7 protein-coding genes are annotated in these 13925 nt (G+C 73.8%); 4 read left to right on the top strand and 3 right to left on the bottom strand.

Annotated features, from left to right (window positions below; translation table 11 throughout):
- From ABZY44_RS35140 to katG, 3 genes are all read left to right on the top strand, one after another.
- Window positions 1-1031, top strand: a 1031-nt coding sequence (locus ABZY44_RS35140; protein ID WP_356661147.1) for a DUF4139 domain-containing protein, incomplete at its 5' end; no start/stop codon positions are given.
- 8 nt (window positions 1032-1039) lie between these two features.
- Window positions 1040-2602: a mucoidy inhibitor MuiA family protein gene (locus tag ABZY44_RS35135; protein WP_356661145.1), complete on the top strand. Its 1563-nt coding sequence runs from the start codon at window positions 1040-1042 to the stop codon at window positions 2600-2602.
- A gap of 180 nt (window positions 2603-2782) precedes the next feature.
- Window positions 2783-4975 carry a catalase/peroxidase HPI gene (gene katG, locus ABZY44_RS35130; RefSeq protein WP_356661143.1) on the top strand — a complete coding sequence of 731 codons (2193 nt, stop codon included), beginning with the start codon at window positions 2783-2785 and terminating at the stop codon, window positions 4973-4975.
- An 82-nt stretch (window positions 4976-5057) separates the two neighbouring features.
- Here katG and recQ read toward each other — a convergent pair whose 3' ends face one another.
- The 3 genes from recQ to ABZY44_RS35115 form a co-directional block, all read right to left on the bottom strand.
- Window positions 5058-7037: a DNA helicase RecQ gene (gene recQ, locus ABZY44_RS35125; protein WP_356661141.1), complete on the bottom strand. Its 1980-nt coding sequence runs from the start codon at window positions 7035-7037 to the stop codon at window positions 5058-5060.
- A gap of 83 nt (window positions 7038-7120) precedes the next feature.
- Window positions 7121-8575, bottom strand: a complete 1455-nt coding sequence (locus ABZY44_RS35120) for a M1 family metallopeptidase (RefSeq protein WP_356661139.1) — start codon at window positions 8573-8575, stop codon at window positions 7121-7123.
- Between the two features lie 102 nt (window positions 8576-8677).
- A complete protein-coding gene (locus ABZY44_RS35115) occupies window positions 8678-12649 on the bottom strand; it encodes a Pls/PosA family non-ribosomal peptide synthetase (RefSeq protein WP_356661137.1) in 3972 nt (1323 codons plus the stop codon).
- Window positions 12650-13047: 398 nt separating this feature from the next.
- Between ABZY44_RS35115 and ABZY44_RS35110 the strand changes: the two genes are divergently transcribed.
- Window positions 13048-13749, top strand: coding sequence for a 4'-phosphopantetheinyl transferase superfamily protein (locus ABZY44_RS35110; RefSeq protein WP_356661135.1), 702 nt, complete (start codon window positions 13048-13050; stop codon window positions 13747-13749).
- Window positions 13750-13925: the final 176 nt, after the last annotated feature.

Genomic DNA, 13925 nt, shown 5'->3' with positions numbered 1-13925 from the left:
CCGGAGAACATGCAGCCGACCACCCCGTGGGTGGCGCCGGAGCTCCCGAAGGCGAAGCCGGTGCCCGGGCCGAAGGCGCCCGCCCCGAAGCCGGCGCCGGCCTGGCCGCGCCGCCGTCCGCTCCGTCGCCGGCCGGTGGTCCGGCGCCCGTCGCCGGTCCGCCGCGGCCGAGCGGAGCCGAGCTGGACTACGCCGCCCTCGTCCTGTCCGGTCCCGAGGAGCAGGACGGTCGCCGTGGCCGGCTGTTCCCCGCCTCCGCCTCCGACCCGGTGGCGGACGATCAGCGTCGCCGCGCCGAGGCGGTGGCCGCGCTTCCGCTGCCCGGACAGGCGGTACGGCCCCGCGAGTCGGCGGGTTCCTTCGACCATCGCTTCGACGCCGGCGCCCGCGCCGACGTACCGTCCGACGGCACCTGGCACACCGTCACCGTCGCCGAGGTACCGGTCGGCCTGCGCACCGAGTACCTGTGCGTACCGTCCGTGGAGCAGACGGTGTACGCGACGCTGGTGCTCTCCAACGCGACCGGCCAGGCGCTGCTGGCCGGCCCGGTGGAGGTCGTCGTCGACGACGAGTTCCTGCTGACCTCCGCCCTGCCCACGCTCGCCCCCGGCGGTGTCCGCCGGGTCGGCCTCGGGCCCGCCGAGGGCATCCGGGTCACCCGCCGTACCCACCTGCACGAGTCGACCGCCGGCCTGCGCGGCAACACCACCGTGCTCGACCACCGCGTCCACGTGGAGCTGGCCAACCGGCTCGCGCGGCCCGTCACCATCGAAGTGCGCGAGCGCGTTCCGGTCTCCTCCGATCCGGACGTCCGGATCGAGGAACGGGCCGGGTGGACGGCACCTGACGAGGCCTCCCTGGAAGGCACCCGGGAAGGCACCGACAGCGACACGGGGCCCGGCCATCACGCCCCGGGCACCCGCGTCTGGCGGCTGGACCTGCCCGCCGGCGCCACCACCGCCCTCGACGGCGGCTACGAGATCCGCATCCCGACCGGCAAGGCCCTGGCCGGCGGCAACCGCAGGAGCTGACACCCGCCATGCCCACGGCCCCGAACCCGATCGCCCTCCCCGTCACCGCCGTCACGTGCCTCGAGGACCGCGCCCATGTCGAGCGCGCGACCGTGCTCGACCTGCGCGCCGGTGTCCAGCGGCTGCGCCTCGGACCGGTCAGCGCGCTGGCCGTCGACCGGACCCTGCACGCCGAACTGACCGCCGGTTTCGCCGCGGCCGTGCTCGACGTGCGGATCGTCCGCAGCTGGACGCCCCGCGGACCGCGGCCGTCCGCCGACGAGGACTCCGCCCTGCGCCACCGCATCCACGCCCTCGAAGAGGAGCGCGTGACGCTCGGGCAGCGGCGCGACCGGCTGTACGCCCGCCTCGGCCTGCTCGGCCGCCTCGCCTCCGATCTGCTGCGGGACATCGGCGAGGGCGCCGGCTCCGGGGAGACCGAACGGGTCCGCTGGGCCGGCGCCCTGGACCGGGTGGACGGCGAGCGCGATGTCCACGGGGAGCGACTGCGCGCCGTGGAGGCACGGCTGGCCGCCCTCACCGCCGAACTCGGCGCGGCGCAGCGGGCCGTGCTCCTGGCCGAGGAGGAACCCGCCGAGCTGGTCGGTCACATCGAGTTGACCGTGGAGGCCTCGGCCGCGGGTGCGGCCGAGCTGCGGCTGAGCCACCTCACCTCCTGTGCGCTGTGGCGGCCCGCCTACCGGGCCGTGCTCGACGGGGACTCCCTGACGCTGGAGAGCGACGCGGTGCTCTGGCAGCGCACCGGCGAGGACTGGTCGGACGTACGGCTCACGCTGTCGACCGCCCGGTCGGCACTGGCCACCGATCCGCCGCGGTTGGGTGAGGACCGGCTGACGCTGGTGGAGCGCACCGCGGCGGAGCGCCGCACGGTCGAGGTGGAACTGCGCGAGGAGGAGACCGGAACCCTCGGACCGGCCCCGGTGGTGGGCCTGCCCGGGGTGGACGACGGCGGCGAGGCGCGCGTGCTGAGCTCCCCCGGGCCGGTCTCCGTGCCCGGCGACGGGCGCGCCCACCGGGTGCCGCTGTCCGTCTTCACGACGGCCGCGGGCAGCGAGTACGCGTGCTCGCCCGAGCTGTCGCCGCTGGTCACCCAGGTGGTGCGGTTCGACAACCTGTCCGGCCACGTGCTGCTCGCCGGGCCCGTGGACCTGGTCCGCGGCAGTGGGTTCAGCGGCCGCGGCACGCTGGACTTCACCGCTCCGGGCGCCGCCGTCGAGCTCGCCTTCGGCAGCTGCGACGACCACGGCGTGGTCCGGCAGGTACGGGAGGCCCGGGACACCGCCGGAATGACGCGGCGGAACGTGGTCACCCGTACGGTGCGGCTCCACCTGTCCCGGTTCTCGGCTCCCGGGGAGCAGGGCGATCGCGTGGTCGTCGTCCGCGAGCGGATCCCGGTCTCGGAGATCGCCGCGGTGGAGGTGCGGCTACGGAAGGACGCCTGTTCCCCGCTCCCCGAGGTGGTCGACGCCGAGGGCATCGTCCGCTGGGACGTCGCCCTCCCGCCCGGTGGGCGCCGTACGGTCACCCTGGTCTACGAAGTGTCGGCGGGCTCGGACGTCGCCGGACTCTGAGCCCGGCCGTTCCTTTCCCCTTCCGATTCTCATACCGGAAGGGGATGCCGCGATGACCGGACGATGCCACTTCTTCATGTCGACTGTTTGTTGGGCGGGGGCGCCCTGCGTGTTCTCGTGGCCGCACGGTCTGCGGTGCGCGACCATACGGACGACACCGAGACAGGAAGAAGGACTGACGTGTCCGGCAGCGAAAGCGAGAACCCGGTAATTCCCTCCCCGGCCCCCAAGGCGAATCGCCCCAGGACGAACCGGGACTGGTGGCCGAATCAGCTGGACCTCCAGGTTCTCCACCAGCATTCGCCCCGGTCCAATCCGATGGGCGAGGACTTCGACTACGCGGCAGAGTTCGCGACCCTGGACGTCGACGCGCTGAAGCAGGACGTCTTCGAGGTCATGACCGCCTCACAGGAGTGGTGGCCCGCCGACTACGGCCACTACGGGCCGCTCTTCATCCGGATGAGCTGGCACGCCGCCGGCACGTACCGCATCGCCGACGGCCGCGGCGGCGGGGGCTCCGGCGCCCAGCGCTTCGCCCCCCTCAACAGCTGGCCGGACAATGCGAGCCTCGACAAGGCGCGCCGTCTGCTGTGGCCGGTCAAGCAGAAATACGGCCGGAAGATCTCATGGGCCGACCTGCTGGTCTTCGCCGGAAACTGCGCCATGGAATCCATGGGTTTCAAGACGTTCGGTTTCGGATTCGGGCGGGAGGACATCTGGGAGCCGGAGGAGATTTTCTGGGGGCCTGAGGACACCTGGCTCGGAGACGAGCGCTACAGCGGCGACAGGGAACTCACGGGACCTTTCGGCGCCGTGCAGATGGGACTCATCTACGTCAATCCGGAGGGCCCCAACGGCAATCCGGATCCGATCGCCGCCGCCCGGGACATTCGCGAGACGTTCGCGCGCATGGCGATGAACGACGAGGAGACGGCCGCGCTGATCATCGGCGGCCACACGTTCGGCAAGTGCCACGGCGCGGTCGACCCCGAGTACATCGGTCCGGAGCCCGAGGGCTGCCCCATCGAGCAGCAAGGCCTCGGATGGAGGAACGCGCACGGCAGCGGCGCGGGCGTGGACGCGCTCACCAGTGGGCTCGAGGGCGCGTGGACCTCGGAGCCGACGAAGTGGGACAACGGGTACCTGGACAACCTGTTCCGGTACGACTGGGAGCTGACGACGAGCCCGGCCGGCGCCAAGCAGTGGACGCCCACGGATCCCTCGGCCCAGGGCACGGTGCCCGACGCCCACGATCCGTCGAGGCGGCACGCGCCCATGATGCTGACGACGGACCTCTCGATGAAGCTGGATCCGGTCTACGGGCCGATCTCGAGGCGCTTCCACGAGAACCCGGACCAGCTCGCGGACGCGTTCGCCAAGGCCTGGTACAAGCTGTTGCACCGCGACATGGGACCCCTCTCGCGCTACCTCGGCCCGTGGATCCCCGCGCCGCAGCTGTGGCAGGACCCCGTCCCCGACGTCGATCACCCGCTGGTCGGGGACGCGGAGATCGCCGACCTCAAGGGCCGGATCCTGGCGACGGGACTCTCCGTGTCCCAACTGGTCGCCACCGCCTGGGCGTCGGCGGCGAGCTTCCGCGGCACCGACATGCGCGGCGGGGCCAACGGGGCACGGATCCGGCTCGCGCCGCAGAAGGACTGGGAGGTCAACGCCCAGCCCGAGGTCGCCGAGGTCCTGCGGGCCCTCGAGGGGATCCGGCAGGTCTTCAACGCCTCGCAGGCCGGCGGCGGGACGAGGGTCTCGCTCGCCGATCTGATCGTCCTGGGCGGGTGCGCGGCCGTCGAACGCGCGGCGAAGGACGCCGGGCACGCGGTCACGGTGCCGTTCACCCCGGGGCGCACGGACGCCTCGCAGGAGCAGACCGACGTGGAGTCGTTCGCCGTGCTGGAACCCAGGGCGGACGGGTTCCTCAACTACCTCCGGGCGGGAGAGAAGCTGTCGCCGGAGACCCTCCTGCTGGACCGTGCCAACCTGCTGACCCTGACGGCGCCCGAGATGACGGTGCTGACCGGTGGCATGCGGGCCCTGGACACCGGTTTCGGCGGGTCCGCGCACGGGGTCTTCACGGACCGGCCGCAAACGCTCACCCACGACTTCTTCGTCAACCTGCTCGACATGGGCACGCAGTGGAAGGCGTCGGCCACCGCCGAGAACGTGTTCGAGGGCCGGGACGTCGCGACGGGCGAGGTCAAATGGACGGCCACCGCCGTCGACCTCGTCTTCGGTTCGCACTCCCAGCTGCGGGCCATCGCGGAGGTCTACGCGTCGAAGGACGCGGGAGAGAAGTTCGTGCGGGATTTCGTGGCGGCGTGGGACAAGGTGATGAACCTCGACCGGTTCGACCTCGCCTGACCCCGAGGCCCCGGCCGGCCCTCCTGTGGCCGGCCGGGGCGCCATCGGCACGAGGGGACGGGAACGCGCCGAGCGCCTGCGCCTACTGCCAGTCCTCGTCCCAGGACGGCTCCGTCTCGTCCAGGTCGAAGGGCGGTTCGTCGGGGTACGGCGCCGCCGGCGGAGCCTGTGGGGCGAGCGTGCCGGACGCGGTCGCGGCGGGCCCGGTGGCGCCGCACTCCGCCAGGGTGTCGAGGACGCCCTGGGCGTACTTGGTGAGCTTGGCCTCGCCGATCCCGCCGATGGTGCCCAGCTCCTCCGCGGTGGCGGGCAACTGGAGCGCGATCTCCCGCAGCGTCGCGTCGTGGAAGACGACGTACGCCGGGACGCCCTGCTCGCGGGCCGTCGCGGCCCGCCAGGCACGCAGGGCCAGGAAGACCGGCTCGGCGGCGGCCGGCAGGTCGACCGGAACCCGGGCGCCCTTGCCGGAGCGCGATCCGGACTCCTTGCGCGCCGGGGCCGGGGCCGCCTTCTCCTTGCGCAGCGAGACGCTGCGCCGCCCGCCCAGCACCTCGCCGCTCTCGTCCGTCAGCACGAGCGTGCCGTACTCGCCCTCCACGGCGAGCAGCCGCAGCGCCAGCAGCTGGCGCACGACCCCCCGCCATTCGGCCGTGCCCAGGTCCGCCCCGACCCCGAACACCGACAGCGCGTCGTGGTCGAACTGGATGACCTTGGCCGTCTTCTTGCCCTGCAGGATGTCGATGATCTGGCCGGCGCCGAACTTCTGGCGCCGCTCCTTCGCCAGCCTCCACACCGTCGACAGCAGTTTCTGCGCCGCGACCGTCCCGTCCCAGGACTCGGCCGGCGTCAGGCACGTGTCGCAGTTGCCGCACGGCTCGCCCGACTGGCCGAAGTACGCCAGCAGCCGCGACCGGCGGCAGTCGACGGTCTCGCACAGCGCCAGCATGGCGTCCAGGTGCATGCTCAGCGAGCGGCGGTGGGTCTCGTCCCCCTCGGAGCCCTCGATGAGCTTGCGCTGCTGGACCACGTCCTGCAGGCCGTACGCCAGCCACGCCGTGGCCGGCTCGCCGTCACGGCCGGCCCGCCCGGTCTCCTGGTAGTAGCCCTCCACCGACTTCGGCAGGTCGAGGTGGGCCACGAAGCGCACGTCCGGCTTGTCGATGCCCATGCCGAAGGCGATCGTGGCCACCACCACGATCCCGTCCTCCCGCAGGAAGCGCGCCTGGTTCGCGGCGCGCGCCCGTGCGTCCATGCCCGCGTGGTACGCCACGGCGTCGATGCCCTGCTCGACCAGGAAGGCCGCGGTCTTCTCCACCGAGGCCCGCGAGAGGCAGTAGACGACTCCGGCGTCCCCGTCGTGTTCCGTCCGGATCAGTGCCAGCAGCTGGGCCAGCGGCTTGTCCTTCGGGGCGATGCGGTACTGGATGTTCGGCCGGTCGAAGCTCGCGACGAAATGCCGGGCGTCCCCCAGGTCCAGTCGCGCGACGATCTCGGCGTGGGTGGCCTCGGTGGCCGTCGCGGTCAGCGCGATACGCGGCACCTTCGGCCAGCGCTCGTGCAGCATGGACAGAGCGAGGTAGTCGGGCCGGAAGTCGTGGCCCCACTGGGCGACGCAGTGGGCCTCGTCGATCGCGAACAGCGACACCTTGCCCCGGTCGAGGAGCCGCTGCGCGCTCTCGGTGCGCAGCCGCTCGGGAGCCAGGTAGAGCAGGTCCAGCTCGTCGGCGAGGAAGGCCCGCTCGACGGCCTGCCGCTCCTGCGCGTCCTGGGTCGAGTTGAGGAATCCGGCCCGCACCCCGAGGGCGGTCAGCGCGTTCACCTGGTCCTGCATGAGCGCGATGAGCGGCGAGATGACGACGCCGGTGCCTTCTCTGACGAGCGCCGGGATCTGGTAGCAGAGCGACTTGCCGCCGCCCGTCGGCATCAGCACGAGGGCGTCGCCGCCACCGATCACCTGTTCGATGATCTCCTGCTGCTCACCGCGGAAGGAGCTGTAACCGAAGACGCGGTGCAGTACCTGCAACGCGTCGGAGGTCTCGGGGGACGCGTCCGGAAGGGCCATCCAAGAAGCCTAACGGCAGCCGCGGACACCCCGGCTCCGTCCGCCCGAACCTGTGGACGGCGTCCCCTCGCCGCGGGGCTCCGCTACGACGGAGCCCCGCCGCCCCGGGCGGCCGGGCCGCCGTTCGTGGGCGGGTACCCCGGCCTCGCCGGGGCCGGCGGCCGCCCGGGCCTCGCAGGCTGCGCGGCCGGCGCGGCCGGCTGCGCACGGGACCGCAGGAGCGGGAGCGGCGGAAGCGACGGCTCGTACAGCCAGGCCGAGAGCAGGTCGTCGACCGGCTCGGCCGCGTAGCGCCCCACGTGGGCGGTGAAACCGGCGGTGGTCACCACACCGTGGCGGTGCACGACGGCCCAGTCGCGCAGCATCCGGAAGAAGGCCCCGTCGCCCAGGGCGCAGCGGACGGCGTGGACGGCGAGGCCCCCGCGCTGGTAGAGGCGGTCGTCGAACATCAGCTTGCGGCCCGGGTCGGCCAGCCGCAGGTCCTGCGGAAGGGAGGCCAGCAGCCGGTGCGCGGCGGCCGCCAGCGCGTGTGCGGTGCGGCCGCCGGAGTGCTCCGACCACAGCCATTCGGCGTACTTCGCGAAGCCCTCGTTGAGCCAGATGTGCCGCCAGTCGGCGATGGTCACGCTGTTGCCGAACCACTGGTGCGCGAGCTCGTGGGCGACGAGGCGCTCCGATCCGCGGACGCCGTCCACGTGGTTGGCTCCGAACAGCGAGAGCCCCTGGGCTTCGACGGGGACGTCCAGTTCCTCGTCGGCGACGACGACGGCGTACTCCCCGAAGGGATAGGGCCCGAAGAGGTCTTCGAAGAGCCGCATCATGGCGGGCTGCCGGGCGAAGTCGCGGGAGAACCGCGGCAGCAGGTGGGCCGGCACGTGGGCGCTCTGCGGGACACCGCCGAGCCCCGGGTCCCCGAGCAGCACCGTCTGGTACATGCCGATGGACAGCCCGACCAGGTAGCTGGGAGTCGGCGCGGGCTGCTCGTACACCCAGGTGGTCGTGCTGGCCCTGGTCGTGCGGGTGAGCAGCCGGCCGCCGGCCACGACCGTGTAGGCGGAGGGGGTGTTGATCGAGATGTGGTACGAGGCCTTGTCGGCGGGCCGGTCGTTGCACGGGTACCAGGAGGGCGCGCCGACCGGCTGGCTGGCCACGAGCGCGCCGTCGGTCAGTTCCTCCCAGCCGAGGCCGCCCCAGGGGCTGGACACCGGTCTGGGGTTGCCCGCCCAGTGGACCTCCACGGTGAAGGCGGCGCCGGCGGGCAGTGGCTTGGCCGGTTTGATGCGGAGTTTGCCGCCCCGGTGGGCGTAGTGCGGCGCCCGTCCGTTCACCAGGACCCGGCCCACCTTGAAGTCGGCCAGGTTGAGGTGGAACTCGGGGAGCGGCGCCCGCCCGGCGATCGCGTTGAGCCGGGCCGTCCCGGCCAGCCGGTTGGGGCCGGGACGGTACTCCAGAGCGAGTTCGTACCGGTGCACACGGTAACGGGGATCGCCGTTGGCCGGAAAGTACGGGTCCGATGCCGCTGTCTTCTGGCCGCTCACTGCCGCTCCCTGCGCCGTGCCCTGCTGTGCCGTGCCTGCCGTGCCTGCCGTGCTCTGTTCGTGCGACGTGTGACGTGCGAGGTACGACGTGCCGGACCGGTCTCAGGACCGCCATGCCTCGATCGGATTGCCCAGCCAGCGGGAGTCGGCGGGAACGGATTCCCCGGCCATCACCAGCGAGGCGGGCCCCAGCGTGCTGCGGGCCCCGACCGTGCTCCCGGGCAGGACGATTCCGCCCGGGCCCAGGGTGGCGCCCTCGCGGAGGACCACAGTATCCGTCCTCAAGATCCGGTCGTGGAAGAGGTGCGTCTGCAGCACGCAGCCGCGGTTCACGCTGACCGCGTCGCCCAGCACCACCAGGTCCGTCTCGGGCAGCCAGTAGCTCTCGCACCACACGCCCCGGCCGATCCGGGCGCCGAGCGCGCGCAGCCACAGGGACAGCACGGGCGTGCCGGGCACGGATCCGGCCAGCCACGGCACGGCCAGTACCTCGACGAAGGTGTCGGCCAGCTCGTTGCGCCACACGAAACCGCTCCAGAGCGGGTGCTCCCCCACCCGGTGGCGGCCCACCAGCAGCCACTTCGCGGCCACCGAGACCGCGCACGCGGCGGCGCCGGCGGCGAGCAGGGTCGCACCGGAGAGCAGGGCGGTGACCCAGATCCCCGGCCCGTCCGCCCCCGTCAGCGCGCAGAGCGCCGCCACGGTCAGTACGGCCAGCGCCGCCGAGCAGAAGACCGGGAGGAGCCGGCACAGCTCCACCAGGCCGCGCGCCCACAGCAGGTGCGCGGGCGGATCGTACGTCCGGCCCTGGTCGGCGGCCGCCGCGGACCGCGGGAGCCGCACCGGCGGCAGCCCCAGGTACGAGCTGCCCTTCTTGGCCTTCTTCGGCGTGGCCGACAGGACTCCGACCAGTCCGTCGTCCGGCACGCTGCGCCCCGGCGCGGTCATTCCGGAGTTGCCGAGGAAGGCCCTGCGGCCGATCTCGGAGTGCCCGATCCGCATCCAGCCGCCTCCCAGTTCGTAGGGGGCGGTCAGCGTGTCGTCGGCGAGGAACGCGCCGTCGCCGACCGTGGTGAGGCTCGGCAGCGCCAGCACGGTGGACACCTCGGCGCCCCGGCCGATCTTCATGCCGAGCAGCCGCAGCCAGACGGGGGTGATCAGCGCCGCGTACAGCGGGAAGAGCGTCTCCCGGGACAGGTCCATCAGCTGGGTGACCGTCCAGGCCTGCCACCCGATCCGGCTGTGCGTGGGGTGGACTCCCGTGCGCAGGCCCAGGCTGAGCAGGCGTACGGAGACCAGCAGCAGCAGCGCGTAGGTCACGCCGAAGGCGAGTGCCCCGGGCACCACGGCGAGGAGTGCTCCGCGCAGGGCCTCGGCGAGTCCGGCGCCGGCGGGTACGAAGCGGCTCGCCACGAGCAGGGCGGGCAGGCCGGCGAGCACGGGCAGGGACGTGAGGCAGAAGCCGGCCGCCCCGTACGCCGCCCGCCAGGGGAGCCCGCGCGGCGGCCGTTCCTTCGGCCAGTTGCGCTTGGCCCTGCCGAGTTTGACGGCGGGCGCTCCGGCCCAGCGCTGGCCGGTCGGGACCTGCCCGACCACGGCGGAGCCGGGGGCCACCTCGGCCCGCTTGCCGACGCGTGCGCCGGGGAAGAGGATGCTGCGCGTGCCGACCACGGCGCCCGCGCCGACCTTGAGGGTGCCGATCTCGAGCCGGTCCCCGTCCAGCCAGTGTCCGGAGAGGTCCACCTCGGACTCCACGGCGCAGCCGCGGCCGAGCTTGAGCATGCCCGTGACCGGGGGCAGCGAGTGCAGGTCCACCTCGGGGCCGACCTTGGCTCCCAGCGCCCGCGCGTAGCGCAACAGCCAGGATCCGGTGAGCGCCGTGGCGCCGACGCACTCGGCCAGCCGCTCGGCCGTCCACAGCCGCAGGTGCACGCTTCCTCCGCGCGGGTGGCGTCCGGCCTTCACGCCGCGCAGCAGCAGGCGGGCGCCGCCGGCCGCGATCGCGAGGCGGCCCGGCGGGCTGAAGAGCAGCGCCGCTCCGGCGGCGACGAGCCACCAGGAGGCGGTCGGCGCCCACGGATAGGCCCCGAACCGGTGCAGTACGTTGCCCAGGGCCAGCAGCGCCACCGTCCAGCGCAGGCCGACCAGGGTGAACAGCGGGAGCAGCAGCAGCGACTGGACCACCTTGGTCCGGAGCGCGACGGGCGCGACGCTCCGGGTCGCGCCGTCGTCCTGCGCGGACTTCTCCAGGTGCCGGGCGAGCTTGCGCAGGGTGGGCCGCTGGTAGATGTCGACCACGGCCGCGCTCGGGTAGCGGGTGCGTAGCCGGGTGGTGAGCTGGGCGGCGGCGAGGCTGTTGCCGCCGATCGCGAAGAAGTCGTCGGCGGCCGCGGTGACGGCCACGCCGAGGGTCTCGCTCCACTGCTCGGCGAGCCACGCCTCGGTGCCGTACAACTGCTCGGCGGGGCCGCTGGTCTCCAGTTCGGGCAGCGGCCAGGGCAGCGCGTCCCGGTCCACCTTGCCGGAGGTCCGGGTCGGCAGTTCGCCGACCGGCGCGAGCAGCGGTACGAGGGCCGCGGGCAGTTCGGCGCGCAGCCGCGTCACCGCCGCCGCGTGGTCCCAGCCCTCCTGGGTCACCAGGTAGCCGACGAGCAGCTGGTTGCCGCTGCGCGCCGTGCGTACGGCGGCGGCCGCGCCGGCGACGCCGGGCAGGGCCTGCAGAGCGGAGTCGACCTCGCCCAGCTCGATCCGGCGGCCGCCAAGTTTGATCTGCTCGTCGCCGCGGCCGAGGAAGACCAGGCCGTCCGGTTCGGCGCGGACGAGGTCGCCGCTGCGGTAGGCGCGCTCCCAGCCGAGGGATTCCAGCGGGGCGTACTTCTCGGCGTCCTTCTCGGGGTCGAGGTAGCGGGCCAGGCCGACGCCGCCGATGACGAGCTGGCCGCTGCCGCCCATCGGGACGGGCTCGCCGGACTCATCGACCACGGCCAGTTCCCAGCCGTTGAGCGGGAGCCCGATCCGGATGGGCTCCTCACCGGTCAGGAGGGAGGCGCAGGCGACGACGGTGGCTTCGGTGGGGCCGTAGGTGTTCCACACCTCGCGGCCCTCGGTGACCAGGCGCTGGGTCAGTTCGGGCGGGCAGGCCTCGCCGCCGAAGATCAGCAGCCGTACCTCGCCCAGGTCCTCGGGCTCCCAGAGCGCGGCCAGGGTCGGCACGGTGGAGACCACCGAGATCTCCTGCTCCACCAGCCAGGGGCCGAGGTCGGCGCCGCCGCGCACCTGGGAGCGGGGCACGGGCACGAGGCAGGCGCCGTAGCGCCAGGCCAGCCACATCTCCTCGCAGGAGGCGTCGAAGGCGACGGACAGTCCGGCCATCACCCGGTCGCCGGGGCCGATCGGATCCTCCGCGAGGAACAGCGCTGCCTCGGCGTCCACGAACGCGGCGGCGCTGCGGTGGCTGACGGCGACGCCCTTGGGCTTGCCGGTGGACCCGGAGGTGAAGATGATCCACGCGTCGTGCCCGGGTCCGGGCCGTGCCGCGGGCACCGCGGCGTCGGCGGGGCCGGTGGACTCGATGCGCTGTCCGGCGCCCAGCACGGCCCGGACCCCGGCCTCACCGAAGACCAGATCGGCCCGCTCGTCCGGGTCCTCGGCGTCGACGGGCACGTAGGCGGCGCCCACGGCGAGCACGGCGAGGATGCCGGCGTAGAGCTCGTTGGTCCCCGAGGGCACGCGGACGCCGACCCGGTCGCCGAGTCCCACGCCGGCGGCCGCGAGGGCGCGCCGCCCGCGCTCGACCTCGACGGCCAGCGCCCGGTAGGTCAGCTGGGCGGTGCCGTCGTCCAGGGCGAGATCGTCGGGGTACGCGCGTACGGAGGCCTCGAAGACGTCGACGAGGGTGCGCGCCGGGGCGGCGGGCCCGGCGGAGAAACGCGCGGACTTGCCGGTCTCCTCGGTCTCCTCGGTCTCCTCGGTCTCCTCCCGGCCGTCGCGCACCGTCCTGTCGTCGAGCCCGTCGTCGAGCCCGGTCCCGTCGTCGAGCCGGGTGACTGCACCGCGCTCAGGTGTGGCTGCCATCGGCCCTCGCGTCTCGCTCCCGGAAACGTCCGGGTCGCCGGACGGAGCCCGGGTCTGCCCGGGTTGTTCCGTTCCAGCGCCAAACAGCCCGCCAGTCTAGTGCGCGGAGAAGGATTTCCTTGCCGAAGACTTGCGCGTGGCCGGGAAGGGACGGTATTGCGACCGCGGCTGCGGACGGCGTCCCCGCTCAGGACCGGGTACGCGTCAGGACGAGGGCCCGGAGGGCGGCGCGGGATCCCTTCGGCCGGTCGGGCCGGGCCCGGGGCGCCTCCGGCGGGTCCGCCGAGGCGGTCGCCGTCGGTGACGGCGGACGCGGCGGCCCGGCCGAACCGGGGGGCGTGGTGGGCCGTTCCGGTCCCGCCCGCACCGGCCGGACGCTCTTCCTCTACGCTCGCCAGGTGATCAAGTCCTTGAGTCAGCTCGGGCGCGGCGCGCCGCGGACCGGTCCGCTTCCCGTCGGGCGGGCCGTGACCGTGTGGGCGCTGGACACCACCCTCGACGTCGTCGGCGGGTACCGGGTCCCGGACGCGGCGGCGGTCCTGGACGCCGTCGAGGCCGAACGTGCCGCGAAGTTGCTGCGCGAGTCGGACCGGCACCGCTACCTGACCTCGCACCTGGGCCTGCGGGCGCTGCTCGGCGGCTACCTCGGCCTGGCACCGGAGGCCGTCGGGCTGACCCGGGAGGACTGCCCCTGCTGCGGCGGGCCCCACGGCCGCCCCGCGGTCGTCGGGGGCGGGGTGCACTTCTCGCTCTCGCACAGCGGGGACCTCGCCTATCTCGCCTTCGCCGCAGTGCCCGTCGGGGTCGACGTGGAGGCCGTGCCGGCGGCGACCGCCGCCGCCGACGTGCTGACGAGCCTGCACGCCGACGAGTCCGCCGAACTGCTGGCCCTGCCCGACGCCGTCCGGCCGCACGCCCTCGCCCGTGTCTGGTCGCGCAAGGAGGCCTGTCTCAAGGCCACCGGCACCGGCATCGCCCTCGGGCTCGCGGAGCCCTACGTCGGATCCGCCCCCGAGCCGGCAGCGGTCCCCGGCTGGACCCTGACCGACCTGCCCGCCCCGGAGGGCTACGCGGCCGCCCTGGCCGTCCGCGACGCCTGATACGGGCGGGGCGGGCGCACACGCCTCGAGCACGGCGGGGTGCACATGCCCCGACCCGTGGCGAGCGCAGGGCTCTCCCCGCGCCCGAGGTCCCCGAGGGAGGCGAACGGGCGTGCGCGGCAAGCCCGTCGGCCGTGCGCGGCGCCGGTGCGGCGCGGGCCGGGCAGCGTGCCGCC

Source organism: Streptomyces sp. NPDC006544 (assembly GCF_040611715.1).
Lineage (GTDB): Bacteria > Actinomycetota > Actinomycetes > Streptomycetales > Streptomycetaceae > Streptomyces.
The sequence above is the reverse complement of the archived record's forward strand: the minus strand, read 5'-3'. Positions and strand labels throughout refer to the sequence as shown.

Coding starts and splice junctions, on each gene's coding strand:
- ABZY44_RS35135 (WP_356661145.1), top strand. CDS start 1,040: ATGCCCACGGCCCCGAACCCGATCGCCCTCCCCGTCACCGCCGTCACG.
- recQ (WP_356661141.1), bottom strand. CDS start 7,037: ATGGCCCTTCCGGACGCGTCCCCCGAGACCTCCGACGCGTTGCAGGTA.
- ABZY44_RS35115 (WP_356661137.1), bottom strand. CDS start 12,649: ATGGCAGCCACACCTGAGCGCGGTGCAGTCACCCGGCTCGACGACGGG.